The sequence below is a fragment of the Niallia yueguangensis genome (genome assembly GCF_052663115.1).
The window spans coordinates 77,926-94,477 of the sequence record NZ_JBQTCX010000002.1 but is presented as its reverse complement, the minus strand read 5'-3'; the positions used below and the strand labels follow the sequence as shown (position 1 = coordinate 94,477).

At 30.0% G+C, this 16,552-nt stretch carries 13 protein-coding genes and 2 pseudogenes; 3 read left to right on the top strand and 12 right to left on the bottom strand.

Features of this window, described 5'->3' with window-relative positions; all coding sequences use genetic code 11:
* Positions 1-191: 191 nt before the first annotated feature.
* A pseudogene (gene galE, locus ACTYA4_RS02110) lies at positions 192-821 on the bottom strand (UDP-glucose 4-epimerase GalE); the annotation flags it as partial.
* A 471-nt stretch (positions 822-1,292) separates the two neighbouring features.
* On the bottom strand, positions 1,293-2,048 hold the full coding sequence (locus ACTYA4_RS02105) for a DUF6602 domain-containing protein (RefSeq protein WP_445505441.1): 756 nt from the start codon (positions 2,046-2,048) through the stop codon (positions 1,293-1,295).
* Between the two features lie 24 nt (positions 2,049-2,072).
* Between ACTYA4_RS02105 and tnpC the strand changes: the two are divergent.
* From tnpC to ACTYA4_RS02090, 3 genes and pseudogenes are all read left to right on the top strand, one after another.
* Positions 2,073-3,182 (top strand): annotated as a pseudogene (tnpC, locus tag ACTYA4_RS02100) (IS66 family transposase); the annotation flags it as partial.
* 293 nt (positions 3,183-3,475) lie between these two features.
* Positions 3,476-4,789 carry an O-antigen ligase family protein gene (locus ACTYA4_RS02095; RefSeq protein WP_445505440.1) on the top strand — a complete coding sequence of 438 codons (1,314 nt, stop codon included), beginning with the start codon at positions 3,476-3,478 and terminating at the stop codon, positions 4,787-4,789.
* 122 nt (positions 4,790-4,911) lie between these two features.
* A complete protein-coding gene (locus ACTYA4_RS02090; protein WP_445505439.1) occupies positions 4,912-6,837 on the top strand; it encodes a heparinase II/III domain-containing protein in 1,926 nt (641 codons plus the stop codon).
* Between the two features lie 134 nt (positions 6,838-6,971).
* Here the strand turns inward: ACTYA4_RS02090 and ACTYA4_RS02085 are convergent, their stop codons facing one another.
* From ACTYA4_RS02085 to ACTYA4_RS02040, 10 genes are all read right to left on the bottom strand, one after another.
* The gene (locus ACTYA4_RS02085; protein WP_445505438.1) at positions 6,972-8,306 is read right to left on the bottom strand and encodes a UDP-glucose dehydrogenase family protein; all 1,335 of its coding nucleotides are present in this window, start codon (positions 8,304-8,306) and stop codon (positions 6,972-6,974) included.
* 329 nt (positions 8,307-8,635) lie between these two features.
* Positions 8,636-9,655: a dTDP-glucose 4,6-dehydratase gene (gene rfbB / locus ACTYA4_RS02080; protein WP_445505437.1), complete on the bottom strand. Its 1,020-nt coding sequence runs from the start codon at positions 9,653-9,655 to the stop codon at positions 8,636-8,638.
* Complete coding sequence (gene rfbD / locus ACTYA4_RS02075) at positions 9,656-10,510, bottom strand: dTDP-4-dehydrorhamnose reductase (protein WP_445505436.1); 855 nt, start codon at positions 10,508-10,510, stop codon at positions 9,656-9,658.
* The gene (gene rfbC / locus ACTYA4_RS02070; RefSeq protein ID WP_445505511.1) at positions 10,510-11,073 is read right to left on the bottom strand and encodes a dTDP-4-dehydrorhamnose 3,5-epimerase; all 564 of its coding nucleotides are present in this window, start codon (positions 11,071-11,073) and stop codon (positions 10,510-10,512) included. Before rfbC ends, rfbD begins: the two co-directional genes overlap by 1 nt.
* A gap of 18 nt (positions 11,074-11,091) precedes the next feature.
* The gene (gene rfbA, locus ACTYA4_RS02065) at positions 11,092-11,970 is read right to left on the bottom strand and encodes a glucose-1-phosphate thymidylyltransferase RfbA (RefSeq protein WP_445505435.1); all 879 of its coding nucleotides are present in this window, start codon (positions 11,968-11,970) and stop codon (positions 11,092-11,094) included.
* A 99-nt stretch (positions 11,971-12,069) separates the two neighbouring features.
* On the bottom strand, positions 12,070-13,485 hold the full coding sequence (locus ACTYA4_RS02060) for a lipopolysaccharide biosynthesis protein (protein ID WP_445505434.1): 1,416 nt from the start codon (positions 13,483-13,485) through the stop codon (positions 12,070-12,072).
* A 92-nt stretch (positions 13,486-13,577) separates the two neighbouring features.
* Entirely contained in the window at positions 13,578-14,477 is a 900-nt protein-coding gene (locus ACTYA4_RS02055) for a glycosyltransferase family 2 protein (protein ID WP_445505433.1), read from the bottom strand.
* Positions 14,478-14,621: 144 nt separating this feature from the next.
* Positions 14,622-15,116 (bottom strand): glycosyltransferase, encoded by a 495-nt coding sequence (locus tag ACTYA4_RS02050; protein WP_445505432.1) that lies wholly within the window; start codon positions 15,114-15,116, stop codon positions 14,622-14,624.
* A complete protein-coding gene (gene pssD / locus ACTYA4_RS02045; RefSeq protein WP_445505431.1) occupies positions 15,113-15,562 on the bottom strand; it encodes a PssD/Cps14F family polysaccharide biosynthesis glycosyltransferase in 450 nt (149 codons plus the stop codon). Before pssD ends, ACTYA4_RS02050 begins: the two co-directional genes overlap by 4 nt.
* Positions 15,563-15,580: 18 nt before the next feature.
* Positions 15,581-16,546, bottom strand: a complete 966-nt coding sequence (locus ACTYA4_RS02040) for a glycosyltransferase family 2 protein (RefSeq protein WP_445505430.1) — start codon at positions 16,544-16,546, stop codon at positions 15,581-15,583.
* Between the last annotated feature and the right edge of the window lie 6 nt (positions 16,547-16,552).

The window sequence follows — 16,552 nt, the reverse complement described above, 5'->3', positions numbered from 1 at the left end:
TTCTACAACATAAGCCAAAATCCTGCCATGACATTACAAAAAATGAATAAAGAAAAGAACGAAGCACAACAACTAAACTTTTGTACTTCTAATCTATCAATATTCGACAAAACTCGGGGCACTTCGGGGCGTCACTGTGACCTAGAGTTCAAGGACCTACCTCGAACTAAGGCAAGTCCCAACGATAATAGTTATTTCCCCTTACTATGCCACTTCCACGCACTAGTAATAATCTCTTCTAAACTAAACTTCGGCTCCCAACCAGGTTCTCGTTGAATCTTCTCTGATGAAGCAACTAACTTCGCAGGGTCACTGGCACGACGATCCGCATATTCAATATTAGCTTTTATCCCTGTTACTTTTTCGCATGTTTCAATTACTTCTTTTACCGAAAAACCATTGCCATTTCCTAAGTTATACGTTTCCGTTCTCTTTGATTCGGATAATAAAGCTTCTAATGCCAAATATGAGCATTTGCTAAATCTGTTGCGTGAATATAATCTCGGATACATGTACCATCTAGTGTATCATAGTCTGTACCAAACACACTAATTTTCTCCCGTTCTCCCAATAAGTGTTGTAGAATAATCGGAATTAAATGTGTTTCCGGATCATGACTTTCCCCAATTTCAGCAGAAGCATGTGCACCAGCAACATTAAAATAGCGAAGCACTACATAATTTAAACCGTATGCAGCAGCAAAATCAGCTAGTATATGCTCAACCATTAGTTTAGACTTTCCATATGGATTAATTGATGCATTCGGTTGCGTTTCATCTATTAAAATCGACATGCGGAATACCGTATGTCGCAGCAGTTGTCTAGTTTTGTGTTGACATACCAACTTTAACAATCATATATTCGCCTCCAGTTATAAATTTTTAATTAACAGCAACCAAAAATAGGAATTGTTTAAAATAAGTAAATGAAGATAAAAATAACGATGAAGTAAATCCAGATTTAAAAACAGGAGCATTCCCTATTAAAACATAGGAACGATAAAATATGTACATCTACCATTCTACAAAATAGGCCAAAACCCTGCCATGACATCACAAAAAATGAACAAAAAAGAAAGAAGCACAACAAATTCAGCTTTTGCACTTCTAATCTATCAATATTTGACAAATCTCGGGGCATCACTGTGACCAAAAGTTTCTACAAACAAAGAAAAATGAATTAATCGTTTCTCTTTGTTTTGTAGTGTCCATTTTCTTGACATAGCACCAGAATTTATTTTTTCTACCTAATGGATTGAAACCCATTGTGACCTAGAGTTTGATTTTTTATTTTTAAAGATCTTTGTAATCAATATAAACGGCTGACTTGCTATATTCATACATCATTGACACTCTTGAGTAATCAAATTTCATTTTATTAAGTCTATCAATGAAATGTGAATAAAAAACAGCAAAGGCCTGTTGACTTTTTGTTACACTGTATCCGTGAATTGTTTGTCCATAATAGATTCCATCACAAAGATTGTTGGTATATCCATCTTCTCCGTTTATATATAATTCGCCTTCACCACAGAATACCATATCGATATTTCTTACCGGCAGACTGTCAAGTTTTGCTTTTATATTGCCAATTTTTTTATAGGCAAATAGTACTGTTAATGGCTCATCAATAATTGATTGAATTTCTTCATCTTTTCGATACATATCTTTAATACTTGCAAACTTCAAATTTTGTTTTTCAATACTTTCGACCAAAAGGTTCATTTTACATTCAATAACGGATCTTAAACTATAAAGCTGAATAATTTTATTAACATATCCTGAATAGATAGGTGGTATATTAATCCCATCGTATATCAAAATGTCGCTTTGGTTACTAACACCAAGGTCGCTACGCACAAAACCTGTACCAACCTGATACTTTTTAGGGAGGAAAGTTGACAGAAATGAGCGCAATATTTCCTCAGCTTCTCTCCCTTTCTCACCGTTGTGAGTTAAATTGTATACCATTTCTAGCTCAGCGATTATCTTATCGAAGCTACCAAACAACGATTCACAAAATAGCCTTTTATTTTTATTCTTATCCATTCTTAGCATTCCTCCTTTTCTTTAATATCGACAAAAATGAAAAAAGTGCAACATATTGAACACGCCTATGAATGTAAAAACTGCAAAGGCGACACATTTCAAAAAGCGCAGATTTAACGTGTTAAAGCACCACACCCCCCCATTCAACGGAGCATGGCAAGTCCTAGCGTACTAGCCAAAGTGATGTATGATAAATTTTCACAATACTTACCACTTTAAAGAATGGGAACGTTATGGCCTGAATACGAATGATAAGAACCTTTCCAATTGGGTTATTCGTGCATCACACGATTGGCTATTGCTAGTGTACGATCGAATGAAGTCTTTGATGATGTCTAAAACCATTCTACATGTCGATGAAACGTATGCACAAATTATCAAACGGTCTGATGGGAAATCAGGTCAATCAAATGCTTATAATTGGGTGTATCGAAGTGTGCCAAGTCAAGGTCCGACGATTATTCTGTTTCAAAGTTCACTATCGACGTGCTCGGGCTGTTCTTGAAAACTTCACTGAAGGGTATTCTGGCACGATTGTTTGTGATGGTTATTCTGCCTATAACAAAATAGAAGGTGTTACCTTCGCAAATTGTTGGGCGTATGTTCGTCGTTATTGGCTGAAAGCGGACAGTAAAAATGGACAAATCGGTGTGAACTATTGTGATCATTTATATCTACTTGAAAGGCAATTCAAACATTTGTCCCCAAGTAAACAAAGAAAAAAACGCCAAAAGTACTCGAAGCCAATTGTTGAAAAGTTTCTTGATTGGGTTGAAAAATCACCATTCTACAGAAAAAACGCGCTGGCCAAGGCAGCTGAATACACGCTGAACAGAGTCGATGGATTAAAAGCATTTTTGAAGGATGGTCGGATCAACATCGATAATAATCCTGCAGAAAACTCCATTCGTCCCAATGTAATTGGTCGAAAAAATTGGCTTTTTTCCGTCAGTGAAGCTGGAGCAAAAGCGAACGCTATTTGCTTAAGTATCGTAGAAACGACAAAAGCCAATGGGGTGGATTTCTATCGTTATCTCTTGAAGCTACTGAACGGATTTACCGAATCTAGATATCTATCAACACCCAGAAGTGTTGAATCAATATATGCCTTGGTCAAAAATGATCCAAGCTTAATGTGGCACATAAAATGAAATAACCGTATATCTGATGAAAAAAATCATGATATACGGTTATTTGTGATGCGTACCGTGAAGGTGCGCTTATTTTTTATTTCGGGCTTACTAATTTCATTTGGAATAACGTGAAAAATAGCACATTATTTCATATTTCCCCTCGGATTAAAGTGAAAAAAGAGAGTCTGAAATAATGTGCTAGTTTATACTATAAATTAACAAAAACCACTCCTAAAGAATATGGATTTATTATATACTTACTATAATGTGAGTGTAATAAGGAGGTTTTAAATTGTGAAAATAGAAAATCATAGAAAGCAATTCGAGATCAGTTTGATAGTTTTAGGTTTTATTGCAGCAACTTTAATAAAATATCCTATAACCCATTTTGCATATTCTTTATTTCTTGGACTATTTTCTTCCATGTTAATTATTAGATATACACAAATAGGATTACATCTAAAAAAGATAAATATTTATTTCCTCTTTTTTTTAATAGTAAGTTTAGTTTATACAGTAATTTCATCAATTGATAACCGTATGTTTTTTATTAGAAATTATTTACTAATGTATATGCTTATATTTTATATGTATATTATGTTTACTAAATATGGAACCCAATATGCTGCCAAAACTTATAGACAATTAACTATACTACTAAATATTTTATCAGTCATGAATCTTTATCAAGTATTTTTTAAAAAGCCGTTATTACTAAATTATATGAATATAAGAGAAGTAGGCTATAATTATCATATAGGAACAGATTTATATAGAACAATGTCGGTTTTTGACCACCCTATAGTTTGTGGGCTTTTTTTTGTTATTGCATTTTTAAGTAATATATACATCTTAAAAACACCTCTATATAAGTACTCCTTACAGTTTATTCTTTTAATAAACATCTATTCTACCATGTCAAGAAGTGCTTGGATAGCATTAGTTATTTCTCTAATTTTCTATGGTACTATACATTACAAAAGAATATTTAAATTACCTAAACAAATTATTCTGACTTATAAAAAAATGATAATTATGTATATAGCTTCAATTTTCACAATTATAGGAGTAATTTATTTAATTTTTAATTATTACGAACTTTATAATGCAATAGCAAATAGATTTGGAGATTCATTAAGCTTTAATTCATCAGATAATTCTAGTTTACAACGTACAATGACAATAAGTTTAATACTAGAATATATGCAACAAAGTAATTATATAAATTATTTATTTGGATATGGGAGTGGTCAAGTAAGCAAATTTATGTTGGCACACCCAATTACCATGCAAAACTTCTCTACTACTGATAATCAGTATCTTGCATGGTTTTACGAACTAGGTATTATAGGATTAGTTTCTTACCTTATTACAATATTCTTTATTTTCACACATATATTAATAAAAAAAAGAAACTGGGTTAATGAATTATCATTGTTATGCCTACTTGTAATTAGTGTAGAATTGTTTTTCTTTGAACTTTATGAATGGCAAAATGTGAGCTTAATGTTAGCTTTTGTGATTTCTTGTTTAACAGTAAAAAAAGAATCGAGTACTAATAATTCCAATATTGTAGAAAAAAAGGGTTATTTTAAAAAAGTGAGTTAACATTTTTTTTATTGAAATATATTAATAATTTCTTATATTCCTTACGTGTATAGAGTATTCATAAAAAATGAACAAAAAATTCTCACAAATTAAATTGTATTTTTATATAATGGAGGATTTCCATGAGGATAAAAAAGAAATATATATATATATTAATTATATTAATATTTGTCTTTTTCGCCTTTATGATATATCAAACTGATTTAAGTAATAAAAAAAAAGAGATTAAAAAAAACAATATTAAAATAGTAAAAATAGATGAACCGACATCCCAAGAATTATTAATAGACTTAAAAAAGAACTCTCCAAATAAAAAACATCCACGGTTAATGGCAACTAACGAAGACTTCCAAAAAATTAAAGAGTCTTTAAAGTCAGATATTTACTTAAAACAGTGGTTTAATGAACTTAATATAGACGCAAATAAAATATTAAATGAACCTGTCGTACAATATAAAAAATCGGATGGAATTAGAATCCTCCCTGTCAGTAAAACTGTTCTAGATAGAACTATTACTTTATCCATGATGTATAAGTTAAGTGGTGATTGGAGATATGCTGAAGCAGCTTGGAAAGAATTAGAGCAAGCATCTAAATTTTATGATTGGAATCCTTCTCATTTCTTAGATACTGCTGAGATGGCGACTGCATTTGGAATTGGATATGACTGGTTATATGATTATCTAAGACCTCGTCAAAAAGAAGTTTTGCAAAATGCTCTAATTAATAAAGCTTTTAATCCAGCTCTCAAGGTATATAATAATACTACTGACATAGAAAATATTCCGATTTTTTGGAAAAACACAACAAACAATTGGAATACAATAACTAATAGCGGCCTTATTGTTAGTGCATTAGCAATCGCAGATGAATCTACAAAGTTAGAGGAAATTTCAAGTGAGGTATTGGAGAATGCTATTAAGTCTATACAAAAATCTTTATCCTCATATTCTGAGGATGGAGGAACTGAGGAAGGCCCTGGATATTGGAACTACGCAACAAAATATATTGCATACTCTTTATCTTCTATGGACACTTCTCTTAGAAACGATTACGGTTTATCCACAATGAAAGGACTTTCTGAAACAGGATATTTTTATATTTATATGAATGGTCCTGGAGGCTTATTTAATGTAGGAGATTCAGGGGGAGATAATTATAATAATTTATCCCAATTGTTATGGTTTTCTAATAAATATAATAATCCAGTATTCGGATTTCCAGCATTGAAAAAATATAATGCTATGAACTTAATTTGGTACAAAAAAACATTAGGTTATAAGAATACTAAATATTTACCCTTAGATAAATATTTTTCCAGAAAAGAAACAGGAATAGTAACCATGAGAAGCTCATGGTCCGACTCCAACTCAATCTTTGCAGGGATACACGCTGGGGATAATCAGGCAAGTCATGGAGATTTAGATATAGGCTCATTTGTATTAGATGCGCAAGGAGTAAGGTGGGCTGAGGAACTTGGTACTGATAATTATAACCTCCCAGGTTATTTTGATATGAACAGAGCGAGATGGATGTATTATAGAAAAGGCACAGAAGGCCAAAATAGCTTAGTAATAAATCCAAATAAATCTGTTAATCAAAGTATACATGCTATAGGTGAGATAAAAAGTTTTAAATCTAAAAAGAATGAGGCTTCTGTGGTAATTAATATGTCCAAAGCTTATGAAAATGCAAAGTTAATACAGAGGAAATTATCCCTAGTAAATAATAGAAAAAAAGTAATTTTAGAGGATAAAATTTCTTTAAATGAGAAATCAGAAATTTATTGGTTTATGCATACAAAAGCAAATATTGGACTAAGTTTAAATAAGCAAACTGCGGTTTTAGTTAGAGAAGGAAAAATATTATATATTCATATAAAGTCACCTTCAACGGCTAAATTTTCCATAATGAAAGCTAAACCTTTACAAACCTCAATAATTAATAACCAAAACGGAAATGAAAACTATCGAAAATTAGTAATACACTTAAGTAATACCAAAAACACCAAATTATTAGTTGAATTTTCAATTACCCCCATTAATTAGAATAATTTAGGATAATAAAACTAACCAATTAATTTTTCATTAATTGGTTAGTTTTAAAAATGATTATTATAAAATTCACCTCCTAGTAACCACAGTTCCGATTATTAAGAGGTGAATATAAACATGTCTACATATTAAACTTTTGCAGGGGTTACTGAAAATTCTCTTATTTCAGGTCGTCCTATAGATTGATAGTTTATACCTGATTCTTTTGCTGCTTCCAGAGTAAAGCAATTACGACCATCATAAACAAAAGGTGTTTTCATTTTTTCTTTAAATAAATTTAAGTCAAGTACTTTAATTTCTTCCCATTCAGTAAAAACAAAACATAAGTCAGCATTTTCCAATGCCTTTTCTGGTGTGGATTCATAAATTACTTGAGTTGGATAAATTTTTTTAAAGTTTTCTATTCCCACAGGATCATATGCATGAACTTGTGCACCTTGATTTAGCAATAAACGTACATTCGGAATGGAAGGAGCTTCCCTTAAATCATCTGTTCCAGGTTTAAAGGTTAATCCTAGGACGGCTATTTTTAACCCTTGGAATGAAGCAAAATCATTTCTTGCTTTTTTTACTAATTTAAACTTTTGTTTTTCATTTACTTCAATTGCAGCTTTTACTGTACGCAGTACATAGCCTTCTTCTTCTGACAACCAATGCAATGCTTTTGTATCTTTCGGGAAACAAGAGCCACCATAGCCAATACCAGGATTTAAAAATTTGTTTCCAATACGATCATCGTAGCTCATTCCATTTGTTACATCTTCAATATTTGCTCCAACCACTTCGCACAAATTAGCAATATCATTCACAAAGGAAATTTTAAGTGCCAAGAAATCATTCGATGCATACTTTACCATTTCTGCACTTCGACGATTCATAGTAAGAATTGGTTGATTAAAAGGTTTGTAAATATCAGTTAACACTTGTTTTGCATTTTTACTTTCTACACCAATTACAATACGAGAGGCATTTAATGTGTCTTTTACTGCTGTTCCTTGAGCAAGAAATTCTGGATTAGATGCAACTTCTACATTAACATCATGCTTTAAATAGTTCTTAATAAATGCTTCAACTTTATCATTTGTACCAATTGGAACGGTTGATTTAATAACTACTAAACAATCTCGGGTAATAGATTCTGCAATTTGACCTGCAACAGTATAAACAAAATTTAAATTAGCGGAACCATCTTCATTTTCTGGAGTACCAACACCTATAAAGATAACATCAGAATCTGCATATGCACTTTCAAAATCAGTGGTAAATGATATTTTGCTAACTTTTGAATTCTTTACAATTAAATCGTCTAACTGCGGTTCATAAATTGGAGAAATGCCTTTGTTTAAAAGATCTATCTTTTCTTGTACATTATCCACACATGTAACTTTATGACCTACTTCAGCCAAACAAACGCCTGTAACTAAACCAACATAACCTGTTCCTGCTACTGTAATTTTAGTCAATTTTTTTCTCCTTTTTATTTATTTAGTAAAAATAAATATAAGACCTATCCATCCTTTATAATTGAATATATTAAACAACTATTTTCAATGTATAATGCAAAATAAATGTTTAAAGTTTCGCATACAAAAGTTTTCTAACAACTTCACTTAAAAAGATAATTATGCTGACATGATAGGCTAGGCACAGCCAAGCCTTAAAAACATATCTTCTCTAAGCTTATATTGATGCTCGAAAGTGCATATCCTTGTATTTGCAATTGAAACTCTGTTTACTTGTATATTAAAATACCTTTCATGCATTTAAAGATTTGATCTTCTTTTAAACAAACTTATAATGCATATTGCTTCTCAAAATAATTTTGATACTCACCACTAATAATTTGCTCCCACCACTCTTTATTATCAAGGTACCATTGAATAGTTTGAGCAATACCAGTTTCAAATGTATATTTTGGCTTCCAACCTAGTTTTTCTAACTTCGTTGGATCAATTGCATATCGTTTGTCATGCCCTAAACGATCCGTAACAAACTCAATTAACTCTTCTGATTTAGCTAGTGTGTTAATTATTGTTTTTACTACCTCTAAGTTTGTTCGCTCATTGTGACCTCCTACATTATATACTTCACCAATGGCTCCTTCATGAAGAACTAAATCAATGGCAACGCAATGATCTATAACATGCAACCAATCACGAATATTCTTTCCGTCTCCATATACCGGAATTTTTTGCTCATTTAATACACGAGAAATAGTTAATGGGATTAACTTTTCTGGAAAGTGATATGGTCCATAGTTATTAGAACAACGAGTAATATTTATTGGCAATCCAAATGTTTCATAATAAGCTCTTACTAGTAAATCAGATGATGCTTTACTTGCACTATAGGGGCTGTTTGGTTGCAACGGTGTTTCTTCAGTAAAAAATGTTGTAGGATCAAAATCTAACTCTCCGTATACTTCATCAGTAGATACGTGAACAAATTTAGTAATAGCATATTCTTTTGCTGCATCTAACAATACTTGTGTTCCAAGAACATTCGTTTTAACAAAAATTTCAGGACCAGTAATTGATCTGTCCACATGGCTTTCTGCGGCAAAATGTGTTACATAATCAAATCTTTCCTTCTCAAATAAAGCAAATATCTCTTCTCTATTTGCAATATCTGCTCTCACAAAGTGATAATTATCTTTATTTTCTATATCTTTATGTTTTGTTAAATCTCCAGCATAAGTTAATAGATCTAAATTATAAATATCATAGTTTGGATAATTATTAACCATGTATTGTACAAAATTACCACCAATAAAACCTGCTCCACCTGTTACTAGTAGTTTCTTCTTTGCCACTTATTTCACCTCTTCTGATAATTTTTGTACATATCTAATTAACGCATCCTGCCAATTTGGTAATGGTTTAAATCCTTTTTCCACTAGTTTTTGCTTAGACATTCTTGAATTTTTAGGACGAACCGCTTTTGTTGGATATTGCTCGCTAGTTATACTATTAACAATAACTGAGTTTTCTGCTACTTTAAATATTTCTTTTGCAAATTCCGCCCAATTACAAAACCCTTCATTTGAAGCATGATATACGCCATACTTATCAGCTAATGCCATGTCAATTAATAGCCTAGCCAAATCGTATGTATATGTTGGGGAGCCAAACTGATCTCCAACCACACTCAACTCATTTCTAGTTTCTGCTATACGTAGCATTGTTTTTATAAAATTATTTCCATTTATTCCGAAAACCCAAGAAATTCTTACAATATAGTATTTATCTAAAATAGATTGTACTATTTGTTCTCCTTCAAATTTGGTTAATCCGTAATATCCTACTGGCGCTGCTTTATCCGTTTCCACAAAAGGTGTATTTCCTTCTCCATTAAATACATAATCGGTGCTAATATAAATAAACTTTGCATCTAGATCTTGGGCTGCTTCTGCTAAGTATTTTGTTCCATTTACATTAACATCCCAGCATGTTTCTTTATCGTCCTCAGCATTATCAACCGCTGTATATGCCGCACAATGAATAATAACGTCTGGTCTAAGTATTTGAACATACTCTTTTACCTGTTTCTCATCCCTTATATCCAATTCCCCACTACCAGTTCCAATCATCTGCAAATTACGTCGATTTCCTTCAAGAACAACATCATAACCAAGCTGACCATTATATCCCGTAACTAATATTTTCATTAATTATCACCAAAATTAAAATTATTTTCTGCTTCTTCTAACGTTGGTGCATTTTTATCTTTTTCGGATAAAACCGGTGTAATGTCCATTGGCCATTCAATATTGATAGAAGAATCATTCCAAATAATTCCTCTGTCACATTCTGGAGCATACAATGCATCTACTTTATATTGTACTTCCACGTCATCTGTAACGGTCATAAAACCGTGAGCAAATCCTTGTGGGATTAAAAGCTGGTTCTTATTTTCAGCAGATAATTCAATACCAAACCATTTCCCATACGAAGAACTACCTTTACGAATATCAACGGCAACATCATAAATTATCCCTTTTGTACAGCGAACCAACTTTGTTTGTGCTTTAGGATTTAACTGATAATGCAAACCACGTAATGTACCTTTAACTGCAGAAAATGATTGATTATCCTGAACAAATTGAATAAAAATTCCAGCTTCCTTTAATACAGCTTCATTATAGGTTTCCATGAACCAACCTCGATGATCACCAAACACGGTTGGCTCTAAAACTTTTAATCCCTCAATAAACGTATCTATTATTTTCATCATAGCACCTTTTCTCTTTTAATATTTAATTTCACCGTTTGCTACTTTTAATAAATACTGGCCATAACCTGTCTTAGCATAAAAATTTCCACGCTCAATCAGACTATCTCTTGAAATCCACCCATTTATAAACGCAATTTCTTCAGGAGCAGAAATTTTAATACCTTGGTAATCTTCTATTGTACGAACAAAATTAGATGCATCTACTAAACTTTGGTGGGTTCCAGTATCTAGCCAAGAAAAACCACGACCTAAAAGCTCTACTTCTAATTCCCCTAACTTTAAGTAAGCTTCGTTTACTGAAGTAATTTCCAGTTCACCACGATGGGATGGTACGACATTTTTAGCTATTTCTACCACACGATTATCAAAAAAATACAATCCTGTTATTGCATAATTAGACTTTGGATTTTTAGGTTTTTCTTCTACACTTAAAACTTTTCCATCATTGTTAAATTCAACAACACCGAATCTTTCTGGATCTTGTACATGATATCCAAATACCGTTGCTCCCCTATCTTTCTGTGCAGCTCGTTGCAGTATTTTTCTTAAGCCACTGCCATAATAAATATTATCCCCTAAAATCATTGCAACAGAATCTTGACCAATAAACTTTTCTCCAATAATAAATGCTTGAGCTAATCCGTCAGGTGATTCCTGAACTTCATAATGTAATGAAATACCAAATTGCGATCCATTACCTAATAATGCTTCAAAACGAGGAGTATCCAAAGGTGTTGAAATAATTAATATATCCTTTATACCTGCTAACATTAATGTAGATAAAGGATAATAAATCATTGGTTTATCGTTTATAGGTAGTAGTTGTTTACTAGTTACTTGTGTTAGTGGATAAAGCCTTGTACCACTACCTCCAGCTAAAATAATCCCCTTCATAATAACCCCCAATTAATTTTGTTAAACTCTACTTCTATAAAACTTCATTAAAATAGGTTGATATGAATTATTAAAATTTATACAATAAAAAACTTATTTCTATTTTTTTATCATGCTTTTTAAATCGCTAACAGTTGTAATTATATCTTTTCTCTTTATTACCAAATACAAAATATAAATAACTATATAAATAATGATTCCATATACTGAAGTAAACCATCCTAAAAAGATAAATGTAAAAGATAAAGTACATTCAAGAATTATATCTTTAAATACATTAATATTTAGTAATTTCGATAATACGCTCTCTGCTAAAATAGCTCTAAAAGCTAAAAGAATAATAATTGAAAAAACTATTAATAATAAGCTTTCATATACAACTGTAAAAAAAGTTGTAAGTATTATACTTAAAAAAACAGTTATCAAATTAATTAATAACATTAATCTTTCTTTCCGTAATGTTTTTAAGTAAGTATTTATGAGTAATGCCATCTTCCCTTCAAAAATACACATAGGAAAAATCATAACTAAAAATGCTAAACTATCCGCATATTGAGGAAGCCATAAAGCTATTATTAATTTTAAAGGATAGTAGACAATTATAAGCCCCAATAAAGGAACCATTAATAACGTTCTAAGAGTACTATAGATTTTCGAAAGATTTTCAACCTTTGTTCGTCTTAACAATGGGAACATAATAATTCCAATAGCATTTACAAATATCATTATAAGATTAGCTATACTTATAACTAGGGAGACTTTTCCAAATGTAGTAACATTCCAATTTCTCTCAATTCCAAATCTCACAATTCCAATTATCAAAATGCTGGCTATATTTGCAAACATTAATTTAATTCCTACATTTATGTTATCTAAAGTTTCTTTAAAATTTATACAAAAATCAGTTAGCCTTCTAAATACTATATCTTTACAACAATACGTTGAATATCCCAATGCTAAAATCTTTCCAATTATATCTGCAATGATCAATAACTTGTATTCTTTAATTCCTATACTTAACAACAATATAATTAGACAACAATATATTACTTTCTCTAAAATTATGATCTGTGCATTTTCTTTCATTCTATTTGTTGCTTGTAATAAATAAACCAACAAGTATCTTGAGTTTACAATAACCATACTAACTATAGTCATTTTAACAATGAATAACCTATCTTCATTAGAAATACAAAAAATAGAAACTTCGTATATTATAAAAGCTAAAAACAATTGAAAAAAAACAAGCATCCAAAATTGTGAAAAGAATAAATTTTTATCTAGTTTACTATATTCCTTTCCACCAAATCTAAGATATACACCATCATTCCAACCGAAATGTAAAAAACCAACATAAGAAATATAAAATAAATATAACTGCCAATACCCATATTCCTTTATACCTATTAACTTCGGTACAATTAGTATTACTATTGTGGAAATGAATATTGATAATAAATTAGATGTTACTGTATAAGAAAAATTTCTTATAAAACTCATAGCCTTATTATTCAAAACTCATCCCTCATCACCGTACCCCTATATGATGCCTTAAAAATTTCTAACAGCATCTTCATTCACTTCACAATAATTAATACGTTTATAATTTAGTCTTTCATATTTTCAATGTATATACTATTATCTCTATGAATTCTTAATAACTCATTTAATGATGCAATCATATTTTTATAAACAAATAGTCTTTTTTTATTACTCTTATTAAATAAAGCGTCTGTTGAAGAGTCTTCTTTATGTAGTATCCTAATTTTTGGAAAATATAATGTTTTTAATTTTTCTCTATTAGTGATATAGAATAAAATATGCTCCTCCATATACATAAATGTGTTATCATATAATCCATTATAATTGTTTACGTAGTCTGGACTAAAAATTAAACATGCCCCATGCAGCTGAATATTTTCTTGCTCAGCTTGCCAATTCAAACTATTATTTAATTCATTTGTTTCTTTTCCACCTTTTTTAAATGAAAAGTATGTGTTCATTATTAATTCTTCACAACCGATTTTATTTAAGAATGCTTTAATCTTTATTTTTAATATAATCTTTTTAATTTCAGGCTCTTGAATTACTTTATCAAGTTGAGGATTTTGATGTAACCCATCTTTAGTAGATAAAATATCAGGACCGAGCACATGAAATGGAGTTGTTTTGTATTTTTCTATTAGCTCACTTAAGAAATTTTTTTGCTCTATAAGAGTATCGTTATTAATTAAAATTATAAAATCAGACTTTAAGGTTAATTTTGCATACATAAAACCTAAATTATTCCCTTTAGCAAACCCTAAATTCTTCTTACTTTTTACAATATGCACCTTTTTATTTCCAGCATAATTTTTCTCAAGCATTTCTCCACTATTATTTTGAGACCCATTATCTACAACTACAATATTGTAATTTTCATATTCAATGTTATGTAAAATTGATTCAATACATTCATAAGTATCATCATAAGTTAGATAATGTAAAACAACAAAAGTACATTTCATTTACCTTATCCCTCCCTATCTATTGTTCAAATAAATTACTCATTATTAATAAATATAACTTAGAGATTTCATTTATATTCGTTACATAAAATGAATACCTCTAAGTCGATTAATTACTATTTTTTATAAAAAATAATACATAAATTAACTAAATAGTGTTTGAATAGTTCTTTCAAATCTCTCTTTAAATAATTTAGTATTTGAATTAAAATCCTTGAAAATCCCATCTTCCCTATCAGCAAAACTGTTTATTACATTCCCAATAGAATCTATCTCTTCAATTAATATTATTTTATTCTCTTTTTCTAACCTTTTTGCAAAAAGAAGTTGATGATTATCAATATGTTCATTAAATTGTTTTAATCTTGGTACTACTATTGGAACTTTATTATAAGAATATGCTAAAAAAATACTTGCCGGACCACCATGAGTAATAATGATATTTGCTTTTTCAGCATAGTAATTCATTTCCTCATATGATAATAATTTCTTATAATCAACTGAATTTGGAGTATAGTTACAATAACCAGTTTGCATGAAAATGTCATCTAAAATTAATCCATTTCGCTTGAGATTATCAATCTTTTTAATTAACCGATTAAACTGTTGTTCATGCGTACCAACAGTTACGAATATCATAAGATCCCTCCTAAATTAACTCCTTTAGGATAAAATCTTTTTTGTTCTTCCCATTGAAGAATAAACTTATCAGCAATAGGGTAAACTATTTTTCCTGTTATCGTTGGCATGTCTATCCTGTCATAAACTTCCATATACACTAGTTTTGCACCAAATATTTTGCCTAAGTAAAAAAAAGGTATCGCAGGAGCAGCACCAGATGAAATAATTAAATCAGGTTTTTCTTTTATTAAAACTTTTAAAGCTAAAAATGTATTTTTGAGTAAATTTTTTATATTTCTATTAGTAGGGTAATGACACCAATACTTTCTTTCATTAAATAAAAGACTTTTTGCATCTTCTTTTTCAAAAGTTACCCAGAAACGGTCATGTTTTTCCCAAAACTCTTTTAAAAAATATAGATGTGTTAAATGTCCTCCACTTGAACCAACTAAACATATCTTCATAATTAGTCTCCTAAATTTTTAGTTTTTGATAAATCTAATTTTTTCTATTACTGGTCCTAAATAGACTAATAATAATTCTCTTTTTGGTAGAGTAAAAAATATAAAAATTAGGATTAATGTTATCTTTTGTTTAAAATTAATAGTTGAGTATTGTTTTGCTTTTTTATAATATTTAATTGCTTTTATATACTTTCGGGATTTTAAAAAAGCTACAGAAATTTCCATGTTATGCATTTTATAGATGTTACTAGATTCTTTAATATTTAAATTTTCTATTTCCCTTGAAAACTTAGATAAAAAATACTTTTTAACTTCTACAAATCCGTAGGGGTTCGGAATATTTATTCGCGAATCTTTATATATATTTAATATAATTTTATTTATTGAAAAAATCTCATATTCTCTAAACATTCTTAATAATATATCCCAATCTTGATGTCTCTTTAAAGATTCATCAAAAAGGCCAATTTTTTTAAAAACTTCCTTTTTAAATAATACATTTGATCCAGATCCTGTTCCCCAGTTCATTTGTAATAATTCTGAGGTTAGATTACCACACTTATCAGGTATACTATTCTTTATTACTCTATTTCCCCTTATAATATTATATCCACCATAAACAGCACCATATTTATTACTTAATTCTTTTATTACTTTAACTTGAAGTTCAATCTTATTATTTAAAAATTCATCATCATCATCTAAAAATGCTATAAAATTCCCTTTTGCTTGCTTTATGCCTGTATTTCTGGCTGCTGAACCATTAAGGTTTTGCTGATGTTTTAAATAAATAACATTTTTATAATCTTTATAGTTATTCATTAATAACTCTGTGTTCTTCCTATAATTACTATTAGGATCATTATCGTCAACAACTATTATTTCAATATTTTTATAACTTTGGTATAAAACACTATTTATAGCCCGACATAGATAATCAGCCCTTTTAAATGTTGGTATGATGACGGTTACTAAGTCATCCACAATTTG